Genomic DNA, 17,617 nt, shown 5'->3' with positions numbered 1-17,617 from the left:
GCCCTTCAACGGGGCTTAGTTGGGCAAGATCTGACAAGTTCGGGGGAGAACATGGCAAGAGTTGCCCGCCACTGGTCTGCGCGCATAGCGGGCGTGGTGGCCGGATCGGTACTGATCGCCGGTGGTACGGCCGGCGTCACGTACGCCGCTGAGACCGGCCCCTCGGCCGTCGTCGCCGAGACCTACCTGCCCACGGTCGAGATCACCAACAATTTCGCGGTGGTCGCGACCACGCATCCCGACACCGTCGGCTGCAACGGCTACAAGGTGACCGGGACGGGGACCTCCACCGGCAAGCCGGTCACGACCGCCACCTGGACCCAGGACGAGGTGGTGTGCACCGCGACCGTCCCCGGCAAGTACGACATCAAGGGGACCGCGACGATGACGGAGGCCGACGGCGACAAGCTCACCATCAGCTACGCGCTCCTCGCGCCGCTGACGTCGGACACCATGGTCTACCCCTCGGGCACGTTCAAGATCATCGGCGGCACCGGCAACTACGCCTTCGTGGCCGGCAGCGGCAAGATGAACGCCCGGGTCAACCTGCTGGACCACGACCACGTCAGCAGCTCCCTGCTCGGAGACATCCAGTACCTGGGCTGATCCGACCGTCGGTCGGACCGTGACGGGTGGCGGCGCGGCGCCGCCACCCGCCGTCAGAGCCGGCTCCGCCTCAGGGGCCGGCTTCCTCTTTGCGACCGCCCATGTGACCGCTTAGTGACCGCCTTTGTGACCGCTTAGGTGACAGCTTTTGTGACCGCCATGACACCGCGTACTCCAAGGGGCCGCACCATGAAGAGCACGATGCAGGACCGTGAGCTGCTCGTCCGCGACATCCTCGCGCACGGGCAACGGGTGTACGGAGACAGCCGGGTGGTGCGATGTGCCGACGGGCCGGCCGCACGGTCCTCACAGTCCTTCGCCGACATCGCCCGCCAGGCCGAGCAGCTCGCCGCGGCGCTCACCCGGCTGGGTGTCCGGACCGGCGAGCGGGTCGCCACGCTCGCCTGGAACACCCCCGAACACCTGGTGGCGTACCTCGCCGTGCCGAGCATGGGCGCGGTGCTCCACACCCTCAACCTCAGGCTCCACCAGGACCAGCTGGGCTACATCGTCGAGCACGCCGAGGACGCCGTCATCCTCGTCGACGCGAGCCTTCTGGACATGCTCACACCCCTGCGGGACCGGCTCGGCGGCGTGCGCCACGTGGTCGTCATCGGCGACGCGCCGGAGCCTGACCTGCCCGCGCACATCGCCGTGCACCGCTGGGACGCCCTCCTCGCGGCCGAGCGGCCCGGCTTCGACTGGCCCGACCTGGACGAGCGGGAAGCGGCGGCGCTCTGCTACACGACCGGCACCACCGGCAACCCCAAGGGCGTGGCCTACAGCCACCGCTCGATCATCCTGCACACGCTCGGCGTGTCCACCGGTGCCGGATTCGCGATGCACCAGGGCGACCGCGTCCTGCCGATCGTCCCGATGTTCCACGCCAACGCCTGGGGCTGGCCGTACGCCGCCTGGCTGGCGGGCTCCGACCTGATCATGAACGGCCGGCAGCTGCACACCCCGGACCTGGTACGGATCATCAACGAGGAGCGGCCCACCGCGGTCGCGGCGATCTGCACGATCTGGAACAGCCTGGTGCACCACGGCGAGGAGCACCCGCTGGACCTGAGCGGCGTACGGCTCGCGGGCTGCGGCGGCGCGACCCCACCGCGCGCGCTGCTCAAGCAGCTCAAGGACCGCTACGGGGTCCGCCTGAAGCAGGGCTGGGGTTTGACCGAGACAAGCCCGCTCGCCACCTTCGCGGTCCCCCCGCACGGCACGCCGGACGAGGACGAGGTCGACTGGCTTGCCAAGAGCGGCCGCGTGATGCCCTTCGTCGAGGTCCGCCTCATCGCGGAGGACGGCACCGAACAGCCCTGGGACGGCTCCTCGGTGGGCGAACTGGAGCTGCGCGGGCCGTGGGTCACCGGCTCGTACTTCAACACCGAGGACGCCCCGGAGAAGTTCCACGACGGCTGGCTGCGGACCGGCGACCTCGGAGTGATCGAGCCGGGCGGCTGGGTGGTGGTCAGCGACCGGCTCAAGGACGGCATCAAGAGCGGTGGCGAGTGGATCTCCACCATCGAGCTCGAGAACGCGATCATCGAGCACCCCGCGATCCTCGAGGCCGTCGTGGTCGGTGTGCCCGACCCGCGCTGGGAGGAACGCCCGCTGGCCTGCGTGTCGTTGGTGCCCGGCACCGCGGTCGGCGGGGACGAGCTGCGGGAGTTCCTGACCGGTCGGGTGGCGCGCTGGTGGGTGCCGGAACGGTGGTCGTTCGTGGACGCGGTGCCCAAGACCAGCGTCGGCAAGTACGACAAGCGGGCCGTGCGCGCCTTGTACGGGGAGGGGGCGCTGGACGTCTGGATCCCGGGCGAGCCCGGCGGGCAGGTGCCGACCGCGCAGTGAGCACAGGGAGCGGCGCCCCGGATCACCCGGGGCGCCGCTCCCTCCGTACGTCTCAGGCGGCCGCGGCGCGCGCTGCCCCCTCGTACGTCGCGGACGGCCGTCGCGCGCGATGCCCCCCGTACGTCTCGGACAGCCGTCGCGCGAGCCGCCTCCCGTACGTCTCAGGCCGCCGTGGCGCGAGCCGCCTCCGTCAGCAGCTCCCGCTGCTCGTCGGGGCCGAGGGCCAGCTCTCGTACCAGCCGCAGCGTCAGGACGAGATGGGCCTGGATCTTCCTCTCGGGACCCAGGACCTCACCGCCCTGCGCCGTCTCCGCGCCCAGGCCCTCGGCGAACAGGCGCTCCAGGGCCGCCGCGTCGAAGTCCTCCGCGCCGGCCTCCAGCGAACCGAGGAACTCCGCGACGTAACCGCTGATCTCCCGCGGTGCCGCGCCCTGCGGGAAACGGCGACGGGCCGCGAGCCCGAAGGCGGCGCCGACCGACCGCCCGTACTCCGGGTCGGTGGGGTCGAGGGCGGCGGACTTCTGCGCGAACCCGATGAAGTCGAACGCCAACAGCGCGCCCAGTACGTCGAGTTCGGTCGTGGTGGCGGTGGTCATGACGGCTCGCCTTCTGCCGTGGGAGCGGTGGTCGTGGTGCTCTGGGCCGCGGCGGTGACAGCCGCGGCGACGCGTTCGGCGTCCCGGCCGACGAAGCCGATCAGGGCCGAGCCGCGGGTACGCATCCGGTAGAGGCCCAGGAAGTGGCTGCCGGCCACGGCGCCCAGGCCCTCGGTCTGCCGGGGCTGCCCGGAGTCGTCGAGCATCTCCGGGTCGAGCCAGCCCCAGTCCGTCCGGTAGCCGGTCGCCCAGATCACCGTGGACGGCTTGACGCGCTCGCCGTCCGCGGCCACCAGCTCGGCGCCCTCGGCGGCGGTGATGCGGCCGACCGTCCGCATCTCGCCCGCCGCGACGAGCCCGGGCACCCGGTCGCCGACGATCGGGTCGGGTGCCTGCATGTTCACCGGAAGGCTCATCACACCGATGACGCTCATCCACCAGAACATGTCCCGTCCGACGACGGTCTGCGGCAGGGGCGGTGAGGCCTTCTCGCTGCAGCTGAGCACCACGCTGTGGGTCGCGGACAGCTCCGCGGCTATCTGCCGGCCGGAGTTGCCGTCGCCGACGACCACCACGGTGCCCGGCGGCACCTGGGCGGGGCCGCGGTAGTCGCTGGTGTGCAGGGTGGGCACGTCCGGGCTCAGCCCGGCGGCGAACTCCGGAAGCCGGGGCGTGCCGAACGGGCCGGTCGCGATCACGACCTGCTCGGCCCGGCAGTCGCCGTGCGCGGTGGTCAGCAGATAGCCGTCACCGTCCCTGCGCAGCGACAGCACCCGGTGGTCGGTGAGCACCGGGATGTCGAACCGCTCGGCGTAGTCCCGCAGATACGCGACGACCTCGTCCTTGCCGGGGTAGTGCGCGCCGTCGCCCGGGAAGGGCAGGCCCGGCAGCCCGGAGAACTGCGCGGACGTGAACAGCTTCAACGAGTCCCAGCGCTGCTGCCAGGTCTCGCCGACCTCGCCGCCCGCGTCGAGGACCACACACCCCACACCGGCCTGACGCAGGTGGTACGCGGCGGCGAGACCCGACTGGCCCCCTCCGATGACGGCGACCGGCACGGTGGCCGGCAACGCGCTCATCGGCTCGCTCCGGCGCTCTTCCGGCCGGCCTGATCAATTCGCATTCGATTGTCCTCACTTCGTGGACCTGGACTCCGCAGGACCGGCAGGACCGGTCCGGGGGACCGGCCGGGCCGCCTGCGAGGCGGCCCGGCCGGTTCGGGTCAGTGGGCGTCGAGGGCCCGTCGCAGCTCGCCGGCCAGGACGCGCAGCCGCTCGCCGCGCATCACCGTGTAGTGGTCGCCGGGTACGTCGACGAGGGTGGCGTCGCCGGGGAAGTACCGCATCCAGCGCGACGAGGTCTCGACCGTCGCGCCGCCGTCCGCGGCCCGCAGCGACACCACTCGCCCGGCGAAGCCGCTGGGCGCGTAGCGCAGGAGGGCCCGGTAGTTGCTCCGGAACCGGCCGACGATGCAGCTCAGCGTGTCGAGGTCGATGTCCTCGGACAGTGCCCCCGCGGCACGCGCCTCGGCGTGCAGGACCTCCACCGGCGGGCGGCCGTCGAAGGCCTCCGGCGCCAGCTCCCAGTCCACACCGGCAAGACCCGCCAGGTCCCGGGCGAACCAGGACAGCAGCGTCTCGTCGGAGACGGGCGCCCCCTCGGCCGGTCCGGGCTCCACCATCAGGTCGATCACGGCGAGCAGTTCCACCTCGGCGCCCGCCGCGGTGAGCTGGGCCGCCATCTCCAGGGCGATCACCCCGCCCATCGACCAGCCGCCGACCCGGTACGGGCCGTCCGGCAGCGCCTCGCGGACCGCGGCGGCGTAGTGCGCGGCCATGGCCTCCACGCTGTCCAGTTCCGTGTCCGGAAGCTGCAGCGCGTAGAACGGCTGGTCATCGCCGAGGAGTTCGGCGAGCTCCGCGTAGCAGAGCACGTCACCGCCGACCGGATGGACGAACACCAGGGGAGTCCGCGATCCGCCGGTGCGGACCGGAACCAGCGCCTTGCGGCCCGCGTCGCCGTCGCCGGCCTCCCGGACCGCCTGGGCGAGCAGCTCGATCGTCGGCCGGGCGAAGAGGCTCGACAGCGGCAGGCTGCGGCCCAGACCGCGGGCGATCCTGGCCATCAGCCGCACCGCGAGCAGCGAGTCCCCGCCGAGCTCGAAGAAGCTCGCGGTCACCCCGATCTCGGTCACGCCGAAGAACTCCGCCCAGATCTCCGCGAGCCGGCGCTCCACCTCGTCGCGGGGAGCGACGAAGCCGGCGCCTTCCGCGGCGATCTCGTCCGGTGCGGGCAGGGCCGCCCGGTTGACCTTCCCGTTGTCGCTGAGCGGCAGCTCGTCCAGGACGAGGACGCGCTGCGGCACCAGATGCGACGGGACCAGCGCGCGCAGCGCCTCGGTGATCTGCTGCTCGGTGTCCGCACGCCCCTCGTCGAGGACGACGTACGCGATCAGCCGCTTGGGGCCGTGCTGTTCGCCCGCCGCGACGACCGCGGCGCTCCGCACGCCCTCGCACTGGGTGAGAGCGGCCTCCACCTCGCCCAGCTCGATCCGGTAGCCCTGGATCTTGACCTGGGAGTCCAGCCGGCCGAGGAACTCGATGGTGCCGTCGGGCAGGAAGCGCCCCATGTCGCCGGTGCGGTAGAGACGCTCACCGGTGACCGGGTGGTGCAGGAACGCGGCGTTGGTCTTGGCCTCGTCGTTCAGGTAGCCGCGGGCCAGCCCGACCCCGGCGATGTACAGGTCGCCCGGCACCCACACGGGGCAGGGCCGCATCGTGCTGTCGAGCACGTGGAAGCGCTGGTTACGCATCGCCTTGCCGTACGGAATGCTCACGCAGTCGTCCGGGACGTCACCGATCGGGTGCAGGATCGACCAGATCGACGCCTCCGTGGCGCCGCCGAGGCTCCACAGCTCGGCCTCCGGAAGCAGCAGACGGATCCGGCCCGGCAGCGACACCGGGATCCAGTCACCGCTCATCATGACCAGCCGCACCGGCAGCCCGGTGAGGCCGTTCGAGAGGGAGTGCTCGGTGAACATCTCCATCAGCGCGGGCACGCTGTTCCAGATCGTCACACCGTGCTCGGTGACGAGCTCCGCCCAGCGGGCGGGCTCGCGGTGCGCGGCCGGCTCGGGCAGGACGAGGGCGCCGCCCACCGAGAGCAGTCCGAAGACGTCGTACACCGACAGGTCGAAGTGCATCGCGGACAGTCCGAGGGCCCGGTCGGCCGCGGTGACGCCGTACCGCTCGTTGACGTCGACCACCGTGTTCAGGGCCGCGCCGTGCTCGATCATCACGCCCTTGGGCAGCCCCGTGGAGCCCGAGGTGAAGATCACGTAGGCGAGGTCGCCGGGCTTGGCACCGGACTCCCCGAGCGGGCGTTCCTCACCCTGGTCCTCGGCCCGCACCACGGTCCTGGCCACGCCCTGCGGCCAGTCGGCCGTGTCGTCCACCCACGGCTGGGTGACGACGCTGCTGATCCCGGCGCTGTCGAGCAGCACGTGCAGCCGCTCGGCGGGCACCCGGGCGTCGATCGGGACGTACGCCGCCCCGGCCCGCAGGATGCCGAGCGCCGTGACGACCTGCTCCCAGCCCTTGTCCATGACGATCGCCACCAGGTCGCCGGGACCGGCTCCCTGGTCCCGCAGCGCGTGCCCCACCTCGTTGGACCTGCGGTCCAGCTCCCCGTACGTCAGGGTCAGCGCCTGCGAGATGACGGCGGGCGCGTCGGGCGTGGCCGCGGCCTGGGCGAGCACCGCGTCGTGCAGCAGGCCGTCGGGCACGAGCCCGTCGGTCGCGTTGGCCGCGGCCCGTACGTCCAGATCGGCGGCCGGTACGAGCGCCGGCCTCGGCCGCTGCCAGGCCGCCGGGTCGACGCACAGCTCGTGCAGCATCCGCTGGTACGCGGCGAACATGGCGTCCACGCAGCCCGCCGGGAACAGCTCCTCGATCACGTCCCAGTTCAGGACGAGTTCACCGGCCTCCTCGACCGCCTGGTGGTCCAGCCACACCTGGGGGGTGCGGACCGAGCTGCTCACCTGGCGGCCGTTCTCACCGATGCCGGCCAGGTACTGCACGACTCCGCGCTGCTCGCTGTCCTGCTGGCCCGCGAAGTTCACCAGGCTGGTGAAGACGACCGGCGCGGCGGCCCGCACCGAGGCGCCCCGCGACCGGTTCATCTCCCGGAGCACCTGCACACCGCTGACCTGGCTGTGCTCCATGTCGCTCCACAGCCGGGCCTGCACGTCGTTGGCGCGGGCCGCGAACGTGTCGTCGGCCGAGTCGCGGATCTCCAGCATGAGGGTGGTGGAGAAGTTGCCGATGACGTCGCCGACCTGCGGGTGCAGCGGCAGCCGGTTGAAGTACAGCAGGTTCAGCGAGAAGTCGGGAGTCGCGCTCCACTCCGCGATGACCTGCGCGTACGCGGTGCACAGGGCCGCCGAGGGGCTGACCCCGGCCGTCGCCGCGTGCTCCTTGAACCGGGCCCACTCCTTCTTCGGGACGGTCGCACCACGGTGGTTGAACACCGGCCGGTCCAGGCTCGACGGGGCGACGGCCAGCGGCAGCTGCGGCGCCGGAGGCAGGGTGTCGAGCCGGTCCCGCCAGTAGGCGAGCGCCCGGTCGTACTCGGGACCGCACTCCTGCTCCCGGGCCTGCCGGACGTAGTCCCGGTAGCGCAGCTCCAGCTCGGGCAGCTCCTCACCGCGGTAGTGCGCGGCCCACTCCTTGAACAGGATCGACGTGCTGAAACCGTCGATGATCAGGGCGTCGAAGCCGGCGTGCAGCCGGATCACCCGGTCGTCGATCCGGGTCACCCGCACGTCGAACAGCGGCCAGCGGGCCGTGTCGAACACCTGGTGCCGCATCTCCTCGTGGACGGCGACCAGAGCGGCCTCGCGCTCGGCCGGGTCCAGGGAGGAGACGTCGGTCGTACGGATCTCGTAGTCCGGGACCTCGCGCTGCACGCGCTGCTCGCCCTCGGCGGTGAAGACGGCCCGCAGCATGTCGTGGCGGTCGACCATCGCCCGGAAGGACGCGCCGAGCCGGTCCAGGTCCACCTGCTCCAGGTCGATCTCGATCTGGAAGTAGGTGGAGGTGTTGCCGAGTTCGAAGGCGTCCCCACGGCCGACGAGGTAGGCCTGCTGGAGATCGGTCAGACCGAACGGCTCGTAACGGTCCGCGTCGTCACCGGGGACCGTCGGGCTTGCGCCGTCGGTCTCCGGGGTCTCCGGCGTCTCCGCCTCCGTTCCGGCACCGAGGGCGGCGAGCACGTCACCGGCGATGTCCTCGGTGCTGCGGCCGTTCAGGAACGCCGTCATCGGCAGCAGGACGTCGAACTCCTTGTTCAGCGTCGTGCGGATCTTCATCGCGATCAGCGAGTCCAGACCGAGCGCCTGCAGCGACTGCACGACGTCGAGCCGGGCCGCCACGGTGCCCAGCGCCTGGGCGACGGTCCGCGCCACGAGGGCCCGCACCGCGTCGGGAGCCACCGCGGGCGCTTCGACCGGTGCCGGTACCGGTGCCGGTGCCAATGCCGGGGCGGTGGCCGGGGCCGTCGGGGCTGTCGCTCGCCGGAGCGCTCCGGACGCGACGGGGGACACCCGCTCGACCGTGGGTGCCGGGGCGGTGGCGGGTTCCGCCGCCGGCCGGTTCAGGGCCGGGATGAACCGCACGCCGCAGGCCTCGGCGACCAGCCGGCCCTGCGCGGAGACGAGCCGGATACGCGCCCGGGTGCCGTCCTCGAACAGTTCGGCATGACATCGAAGCCCGTCCTGGACGCCACCGCGGTCGTAGTGGACGAAGCGGTCGAGACCGGCCGGCACGAGGGCCGGGCCGTCCATCGGGAAGCAGGCCAGCGCCGTCTGGAACATGGCGTCGACGAGGCCCGGGTGGATCAGGTAGCCCTCGGCCTCGCCGGGCAGGGCGGACCGGATCTCGGCCGTGGCCTCGCCCCGGCCGAGCCGGATCCGCTCCACCCAGCGGGCGGCGGAGCCCAGATACAGGGCGCGCTGCCACAGCAGCCGGTACAGCTCGTCGCCCGTCAGCTCGTGGCCCGAACCCACCGACGCGAACGCCACCGTGGGGGCGGAAGGCGCACCGGCCTTGGCCCGGCCCTGCGCGTGCAGCTGCCAGCCGCCGGCCGCGTCCTGCGCGTAGTAGCGGAACCGGTCCTCGTCCACGATGAGCTGGGCGGCGCGCTCGTCACCGGCCGCCGACCGGTCGACGCCGACCGGGTCCAGCACCAGATCGACGGGGAGCTCCAGGTCCTCCAGGGACACCGGGCCCGGGCCTGCGAGCTCGGTGACCGCCTCGATCAGCGACTCCACGAGCACACCGGCGCTGACCACCGGTCGTCCGCCGACCACGAAGTCACCGAGGCAGGGGTGCGCCACCGCGTCGAGCCGCGGGGCGAACTGTGCCTGGGCGAGCGGCGACGACGGCATCCGTACGCCCAGCAGGTCTCCCCGCTCGGCAGGCGGGGACGACGGTCGCGGCTCGCTGCGCGGAGCGGCGGCGGCTTCGTTCAGGAGCCAGAAGTGCTGCCGCTGGAAGGGGTACGACGGCAGCTCGACGACGTGGGCGTCGTACGGCGAGAGCAGCGTGGGCCAGTCGACGGCGACCCCGTGGGACCAGGCCTCGGCGGCCGATGCGACGAAGCGGTCGAGCCCGCCGGTGTTGCGCTGGAGGGTGCCGACGACGGCGCCGGTGTCGGCGAGGGTCTCGGTGATGCCGGAGACGAGGACGGGATGGGCGCTGACCTCGACGAAGACGACGTCGGGAGCCGCGAGCTGTGCCACGACCTCCGCGAGCCGGACTCGGCTGCGGAGATTCCGGAACCAGTACGCCGCGTCCAGTTCGGCGGTGTCGAGCACGCCACCGGTCACCGTGGAGTGGAAGGCGATCCGGCCCGAACGGGGCGCGACGCCTTCCAGCTCGTGGGCGAGGGTGTCGCGGATCTCGTCGACGTGTGCGGAGTGGGAGGCGTAGTCCACGGGGATGCGACGCGCCCAGACCCCGGAGGCCTCGCACCGGGCGAGCAGCTCGTCGAGCGCTTCGGGCTTGCCCGCCACGACCGTGGACGAAGGGCCGTTGACCGCCGCGACGGAGATACGTCCGTCCCACGCGGTGAGGAGCTCCTCGGCCTGCGCCTCGGGGACGCTCAGCCAGGCCATGCCTCCGCCGCCGGAGAGGACGCGCAGGGCCTTGGAGCGCAGGGCGACGACGCGGGCGCCGTCCTCCAGGGAGAGTCCTCCGGCGACGACGGCGGCGGCGATCTCGCCCTGGGAGTGACCCACGACTGCCGTCGGGTTGACGCCGGCGGCGCGCCACAGGGCGGCGAGGCCGACCATCATCGCCCAGGAGGCGGGCTGGACCACGTCGACCCGGTCCAGACCGGGGGCGTCGTCCTCGCCGCGCAGAACGGCCGTGAGCGACCAGTCCACGAACGGCGCCAGGGCGGCTTCGCACTCGCCAATGACGCGGGCGAACTCGGGCGAGGATTCCAGCAGGGCCGTGGCCATGCCCACCCACTGCGAGCCCTGCCCCGGGAACACGAACACGACAGGAGCGCCGGACGTGCGGCCCGGCTTCGCACCGGAGACCGCCGCGGTCACGCCGTCGATCTCCCCGGAGGCCAGGGCGTCCAGGCCGGCGAGCAGCCCCTCGCGCCCGTCGGTGCCGGGAAGCACGGCCCGGGACTCGAAGGCGGAGCGCCCGGTGGCCAGGGAGAGCGCCACGTCGGCCGGGCTGAGCTCCGGCCGCGCCCGTACGTACGCGGCCAGCCGCTCCGCGGCCTGGGCGAGCGCGTCCGAGGAGCGCGCCGACACCAGCCACGGCAGGGCCGCGCCGTCCGCCCGGACCTCGTCGTCCTGCGTCGTCTCCTCGACCGGCAGGTCGGCAGGGGCCTCCGCCAGGATGATGTGGGCATTGGTTCCGCTGATGCCGAAGGACGACACGCCGGCGCGGCGGATCCTGTTGTCCGTGGCGGGCCAGGGGCGGGGCTCGGTGAGGATCTCGACGCCGCCGTCGGCCCAGTCGACGAGCTCGCTGGGCTTGCCGACGTTGAGGGTGGCGGGGAGTTCGCCGTGGCGCAGGGCCATGACCATCTTGATGATGCCGCCGACACCGGCAGCCGCCTGCGCGTGGCCGAGGTTGGACTTGAGGGACCCGAGCATCAGGGGTCGGCCGTCGCGCTCACGCCCGTAGGTGGCGAGGAGGGCCTGCGCCTCGATCGGGTCGCCGAGGACCGTTCCCGTACCGTGCGCCTCGACGGCGTCGACACCGGAGAAGGTCACGCCGGCGTCCTGGACGGCGGCCCGGATGACGCGTTCCTGGGCGGGGCCGCTGGGTGCGGTGAGTCCGTTGGAGGCGCCGTCCTGGTTGACGGCCGAACCGGCCACCACGGCCAGGACCGTGTGGCCCAGGCGGCGGGCGTCCGACAAGCGCTCCACGACGAGGACACCGACGCCCTCGGCCCACGCCGTGCCGTCCGCGTCCGCCGAGAACGACTTGCACCGGCCGTCGGCCGCGAGGCCCCGCTGGCGCGAGAACTCGATGAAGGTGTTGGGCGTGGACATCACCGCGGCGCCGCCGGCGAGGGCGAGCGAGCACTCGCCCGACCGGAGGGCGCGGACCGCGAGGTGCAGCGCGACGAGGGACGACGAGCAGGCCGTGTCCACGGTCAGGGCGGGACCCTGGAGGCCGAGGGTGTACGCCACCCGGCCGGTGGCGACACTGCCGGCGGTGCCGGTCAGGAAGTGGCCCTCGGCCTCCTCCGGGAGCCGGCCGCCACCGCCGTAGTCGTGGTACATCACGCCGGCGAACACACCGGTGTCACTGCCGTGCAGCGAACCGGGCGTGATGCCCGCCCGCTCCAGGGCCTCCCACGACACTTCGAGCAGCAGCCGCTGCTGCGGGTCCATCGCCAGGGCCTCGCGCGGCGAGATCCCGAAGAAGCCGGGGTCGAACTCGCCGGCCTCGTGGAGGAATCCGCCGTGCCGGACGTACGACGTGCCGGAGTGGTCCGGGTCGGGGTGGTAGAGGTTGTCGAGGTCCCAGCCACGGTCGACCGGGAACTCCGTGACGACATCGCGCTGTTCGGCGACGACCCGCCAGAGCGCCTCGGGCGAGTCGACCCCGCCCGGGAAGCGGCACCCCATGCCGACGATCACGATCGGATCGTCGTCCGTTCGCGGGACGACCGCGGCGACGGGCTGTGCGGGGGTGCTCTCGGCACGTTCCCGTGCGAGCCCGAGCGTGAAGTCGACGACGGCGGCCGGCGTCGGGTGGTCGAAGACCAGGGTGGCCGGAAGGCGCAGGCCGGTGGCGGAGTTGAGGCGGTTGCGCAGCTGCACCGCGAGCAGCGAGTCGATGCCGAAGCTCTTGAACGGCTGGTCCGGGTCGATCCCGTCCGGCGAGTCGCTGCCGATGACGGCGGCGAGCTGGGTGCGGACGACGTCGAGCAGCAGGCGGCGGCCTTCCTCCTCGCTCATCCGGCCGAGCTTGCGGCGCAGGCCGGACTCACCCCCGCGCCGCTGCGGGACCCGCACCAGGGAGCGCAGCACCGGGGACAGGGTTCCGGCGAGCGCGTCGGAGCGCAGTGCGGCCGGGTCGAGGCGGGCCGGTACGAGCATCGGCCGGTCGTCGGCGAGCGCCCGGTCGAGGAGCCCGAGGCCCTCGTCGGTGGAGAGCGGGGCGATGCCGCGGGTCGAGAGGGTGTCGTCGTCCAGGTGGCCGGTGAGGCCGGTGCGTTCGGCCCACAGGCCCCACGCGAGGGAGGTCGCGGGGCGGCCGGCGGCCCGGCGGCGGGCGGCGAGCGCGTCGAGGAAGACGTTGCCCGCGGCGTAGTTGGCCTGGCCCGGGTTGCCGAGCACACCCGCCACCGAGGAGAACAGGACGAAGGCGGCGAGGTCCTGGTCGGCGGTCAGCTCGTCGAGGTGTGCGGCGGCGTCCACCTTGGGCCGCAGGACGGCCGCGAGGCGGTCCGGGGTCAGCGACCCGACCACGCCGTCGTCGAGCAGGCCGGCGGTGTGGACGACGGCGGTCAGCCGGACGCCGGTCAGCAGCTGCGCGAGCGCGTCCCGGTCGGCGGTGTCGCAGGCCGCGAGGGTGACCTCGGCGCCCGACTCGGTGAGTTCGGCGGCGAGTTCCGTGGCTCCCGGGGCGTCGGCGCCGCGACGGCTGACCAGGAGCAGGTGGCGGGCGCCGTGCCGGGTGACCAGGTGACGCGCCACCGACGCGCCGAGCACGCCGGTTCCGCCGGTGACGAGCACCGTGCCGTGCGGGTCGAGCGGGGTGACGCCGGCCGGGTCGGCGGCGGAGGTGTGCCGGACGAGCCGGGGAGCGAGCAGTGCGCCCGCCCGCAGGGCGAGCTGGGGCTCGGTGAGCACGGCCCCGGGCACGGTGCCGGACTCGTGCGCCTCGTCCGAGTCCAACAGGACGAAGCGGTCGGGGTGTTCGGACTGGGCGGTCCTGATCAGGCCCCACACGGTGGCCTGGGCGGGGTCGTCGACCTCGGGGCCGGCGGCGCCGTCGGTCAGCACCAGCAGGCGGGAGCCGGTGAAGCGGGCGTCGGCCAGCCACTCCTGGACCAGGTCGAGCGCCCAACGCGCCGCCTGGTGGGCGGTCTCGGCGAGGCCGGTCCCCGTGCTGTCGGAGTCCTGCGGCGAGCCCGGACATCGTGTCGTGACCGGACATCGAACGGCGACCAGCTGCGGCACGGAGTCCGGGACGTCGGCCAGGTCGGCGACCAGGCACACGTCGACGGCGGCCGCGCCGGCGGGGACCGGCTGCCACTCGAGACGGAACAGCGAGTCGGTTCCGCGTCCGGCGGCCAGGTCGGCGGTGAACGGACGCATGGTGACGGACTCCGCGGACAGCACGGGCTTCCCCGAGCCGTCGGTGACGCGCAGGGTCACACCGTCCTCGCCCCGCGCGGCGAGCCACACCCGCAGGGTGGCCGCACCGTCCGTGTAGCGGGTGACGCCGGACCAGGAGAAGGGCAGGACCGTACCGCCGTCCTCGCGGAGCAGGCCGACCGCGTGCAGGGCCGCGTCGAGGACCGCCGGGTGCACCCCGAAGGACGTGGCGTCCAGCTCGGCGGGCAGCCCGACCTCGGCGAAGACGTCGCGGCCGGAGCGCCAGGCGGCGCGCAGGCCCTGGAAGGCGGGGCCGTAGTCGTAGCCCGCCTCCGCGAGGGTGTCGTAGCGGCTCTCGACGTCGATCTCCTGGGCGCCGGGCGGCGGCCACTCGACGAGGTCGAAGTCCGCGGTGTCGTCGTCGAGGTCGAGCAGCGCGGCGGCGTGCCGCGTCCAAGGGGTGCCCGCGTCGGCGTCCTGCGGCCGGGAGTGCACGGCCAGCTCCTGCTGCCCGTTCGCGGCCGGCGGTTCGACGGTCACCCGCAGCTGTACGGCTTCGCCGGGCGAGAGCACCAGCGGCGCCTGGAGGGTCAGCTCGGCGAGCCGTCGCCGGCCCACTCGCGCGCCCACGGCCATCGTGAGTTCGAGGAACGCGGTGCCGGGCAGCAGTACGGTGCCCTGCACGGCGTGATCGGCGAGCCACGGCTGCGTGTCGAGGGCGAGCCGCCCCGTGTAGACCAGCCGGTCCTCCTCGACCAGCTCGACCACGGCGCCGAGCAGCGGGTGCCCGGCCGAGGTCAGACCGAGCCCGCGGGCGTCGGTCGAGGCGGGCTCCGGCTCCAGCCAGTAGCGCTGGCGCTGGAAGGGGTAGGAGGGCAGCTCGACGGAGTGGGCGCGGTAGGGCCGCAGGACGGTCGGCCAGTCGACGGCGACCCCGTGGGACCAGGCCTCGGCGGCCGATGCGACGAAGCGGTCGAGCCCGCCGGTGTTGCGCTGGAGGGTGCCGACGACGGCGCCGGTGTCGCCGAGGGTCTCGGTGATGCCGGAGACGAGGACGGGATGGGCGCTGACCTCGACGAAGACGACGTCGGGAGCCGCGAGCTGTGCCACGACCTCCGCGAGCCGGACTCGGCTGCGGAGATTCCGGAACCAGTACGCCGCGTCCAGTTCGGCGGTGTCGAGCACGCCACCGGTCACCGTGGAGTGGAAGGCGATCCGGCCCGAACGGGGCGCTACGCCTTCCAGCTCGTGGGCGAGGGTGTCGCGGATCTCGTCGACGTGTGCGGAGTGGGAGGCGTAGTCCACGGGGATGCGACGCGCCCAGACCCCGGAGGCCTCGCACCGGGCGAGGAGCTCGTCGAGTGCTTCGGGCTTGCCCGCCACGACCGTGGACGAAGGGCCGTTGACCGCCGCGACGGAGATACGTCCGTCCCACGCGGTGAGGAGCTCCTCGGCCTGCGCCTCGGGGACGCTCAGCCAGGCCATGCCTCCGCCGCCGGAGAGGACGCGCAGGGCCTTGGAGCGCAGGGCGACGACGCGGGCGCCGTCCTCCAGGGAGAGGCCTCCGGCGACGACGGCGGCGGCGATCTCGCCCTGGGAGTGGCCGACCACGGCGCTGGGGTTCACGCCGCTGGCGCGCCACAGGGCGGCGAGGCCGACCATCATGGCCCAGGAGGCGGGCTGGACGACGTCGACCCGGTCCAGACCGGGTGCGCCGTCCTCATCGCGCAGGACTGCGGTCAGGGACCAGTCGACGAACGGCGCGAGGGCCGTCTCGCACTCGGCGATGACGCGGGCGAACTCGGGCGAGGATTCCAGCAGGGCCGTGGCCATGCCCACCCACTGCGAGCCCTGCCCCGGGAACACGAACACGGCCCGGGAAGCGGACACGCCGTTCTCACCGTCGATCTCCCGGGAGGCCAGGGCGTCGAGGCCGGCGAGCAGCCCCTCGCGCCCGTCGGTGCCGGGAACCGCGGCCCGGGACTCGAAGGCGGAGCGCCCGGTGGCCAGGGAGAGCGCCACGTCGGCCGGGCTGAGCTCCGGCCGCGCCCGTACGTACGCGGCCAACTGCCCGGCAGCCTCGGCCAGCGCGTCCGACGAACGCGCCGACACCAGCCACGGCAGACCCGCACCCTCCAGCGGAACCGTGTCGGTCGGCGTCGCCTCATCGGCCGGCTGCTCGCTCGGAGCCTCCGCGAGGACGACGTGGGCGTTGGTGCCGCTGATGCCGAACGAGGAGACGCCCGCGCGCCGGACCCTGCCCTCCTCGGCGGGCCACGGACGCGGCTCGGTGAGCACCTCGACGCCACCCCCGGCCCAGTCCACCAGCTCGCTGGGCTTGCTGACGTTCAGGGACGCGGGGAGTTCGCCGTGGCGCAGGGCCATGACCATCTTGATGACGCCACCGACACCGGCGGCGGCCTGGGAGTGCCCCAGGTTCGACTTGAGGGACCCCAGCATCAGGGGCCGGCCGTCGCGCTCCTTGCCGTACGTGGCGAGCAGGGCCTGCGCCTCGATGGGGTCGCCGAGGACCGTTCCCGTACCGTGCGCCTCGACGGCGTCGACACCGGCGAGGGACACGCCGGCGTCCTGCACCGCGGCCCGGATGACGCGCTCCTGCGCGGGGCCGCTGGGCGCGGACAGTCCGTTGGAGGCGCCGTCCTGGTTGACGGCCGAACCGGCCACCACGGCCAGGACCTCGTGGCCGAGCCGCCGGGCGTCCGACAGGCGCTCCACGATCAGGACACCGACGCCCTCGGCCCACGCCGTGCCGTCCGCGTCCGCCGAGAACGACTTGCACCGGCCGTCGGCCGCGAGCCCCCGCTGCTGCGAGAACTCGACGAAGATGCCGGGCGTCGACATGACCGTCACACCACCGGCGAGCGCCAGCGAGCACTCGCCGGACCGCAGGGCGTTCACCGCGAGGTGCAGCGCGACGAGGGACGACGAGCAGGCCGTGTCCACCGTCAGGGCCGGACCCTGGAGGCCCAGGGTGTACGCGACGCGGCCCGAGGCCACGCTCGACGTCGTCCCCGTGAGACCGAAGCCGGTGGCACCCGCACCCGCCTCACCGAGACGCGGACCGTACTCCTGGGCGATCGCTCCGAGGAACACGCCCGTCGACGTGCCGTGCAGCGAACCGGGCGTGATGCCGGCCCGCTCCAGGGCCTCCCACGACACCTCGAGGAGCAGCCGCTGCTGCGGGTCCATCGCGAGGGCCTCGCGCGGCGAGATCCCGAAGAACGCGGGGTCGAACTCGGAGGCGCCCGTCAGGAAGCCGCCGTTGCGGACGTACGACGTGCCGGAGTGGTCCGGGTCGGGGTGGTAGAGGCCTTCGAGGTCCCAGCCCCGGTCGGTCGGCAGACCCGAGATGACATCGCGCTGCTCGGCGACGACCTGCCACAGCGCCTCGGGCGAGGCCACCCCGCCCGGGAAACGGCACCCCATGCCGACGATCACGATCGGATCGTTGGTGCCGGCCTCCAGCTCACGGACCCGCTGACGGGACTGGTGGAGATCGACGGTGAGGCGCTTGAGGTATTCGACGAGTTTTTCGTTGTCCGTTGTTGTCATGGTGATGGTGCCCCCGTAGGCGTCGTGAAGCCGTGCGTCCGCGCGGGTTCGGGCGTGGCTGCCCGGGCGGCGTGCCGGAGCACGCCGCGCGCAGCGAACTGGATGAGAAGGGTGAGGGTCCGGCGATGCGGAC

The 17,617-nt window shown here is 73.2% G+C and carries 5 protein-coding genes; 2 read left to right on the top strand and 3 right to left on the bottom strand.

Features of this window, described 5'->3' with window-relative positions:
* The first annotated feature begins 51 nt into the window (after nt 1–51).
* Complete coding sequence (locus tag ACN9M0_RS03160) at nt 52–606, top strand: hypothetical protein (protein WP_366035330.1); 555 nt, start codon at nt 52–54, stop codon at nt 604–606.
* Nucleotides 607–795: 189 nt separating this feature from the next.
* Nucleotides 796–2,457 carry a long-chain fatty acid--CoA ligase gene (locus ACN9M0_RS03155; protein ID WP_366035329.1) on the top strand — a complete coding sequence of 554 codons (1,662 nt, stop codon included), beginning with the start codon at nt 796–798 and terminating at the stop codon, nt 2,455–2,457.
* Between the two features lie 161 nt (nt 2,458–2,618).
* Here ACN9M0_RS03155 and ACN9M0_RS03150 read toward each other — a convergent pair whose 3' ends face one another.
* From ACN9M0_RS03150 to ACN9M0_RS03140, 3 genes are all read right to left on the bottom strand, one after another.
* Nucleotides 2,619–3,053, bottom strand: coding sequence for a hypothetical protein (locus ACN9M0_RS03150; RefSeq protein WP_366035328.1), 435 nt, complete (start codon nt 3,051–3,053; stop codon nt 2,619–2,621).
* Nucleotides 3,050–4,132, bottom strand: coding sequence for a flavin-containing monooxygenase (locus tag ACN9M0_RS03145; RefSeq protein WP_366035327.1), 1,083 nt, complete (start codon nt 4,130–4,132; stop codon nt 3,050–3,052). Before ACN9M0_RS03145 ends, ACN9M0_RS03150 begins: the two co-directional genes overlap by 4 nt.
* A gap of 143 nt (nt 4,133–4,275) precedes the next feature.
* The gene (locus ACN9M0_RS03140) at nt 4,276–17,484 is read right to left on the bottom strand and encodes an amino acid adenylation domain-containing protein (RefSeq protein WP_426403066.1); all 13,209 of its coding nucleotides are present in this window, start codon (nt 17,482–17,484) and stop codon (nt 4,276–4,278) included.
* Nucleotides 17,485–17,617: the final 133 nt, after the last annotated feature.

This window comes from Streptomyces sp. R-07, assembly GCF_049913175.1.
GTDB lineage: Bacteria > Actinomycetota > Actinomycetes > Streptomycetales > Streptomycetaceae > Streptomyces.
Note: the sequence above shows the minus strand (reverse complement) of the source record. Positions and strands in the feature narration are given on the sequence as shown.

What these genes read in the sequence shown, in the direction of transcription:
- ACN9M0_RS03160 (WP_366035330.1), top strand. Translation starts at nt 52, where the DNA reads ATGGCAAGAGTTGCCCGCCACTGGTCTGCGCGCATAGCGGGCGTGGTG.
- ACN9M0_RS03155 (WP_366035329.1), top strand. Translation starts at nt 796, where the DNA reads ATGAAGAGCACGATGCAGGACCGTGAGCTGCTCGTCCGCGACATCCTC.
- ACN9M0_RS03150 (WP_366035328.1), bottom strand. Translation starts at nt 3,053, where the DNA reads ATGACCACCGCCACCACGACCGAACTCGACGTACTGGGCGCGCTGTTG.
- ACN9M0_RS03145 (WP_366035327.1), bottom strand. Translation starts at nt 4,132, where the DNA reads ATGAGCGCGTTGCCGGCCACCGTGCCGGTCGCCGTCATCGGAGGGGGC.
- ACN9M0_RS03140 (WP_426403066.1), bottom strand. Translation starts at nt 17,484, where the DNA reads ATGACAACAACGGACAACGAAAAACTCGTCGAATACCTCAAGCGCCTC.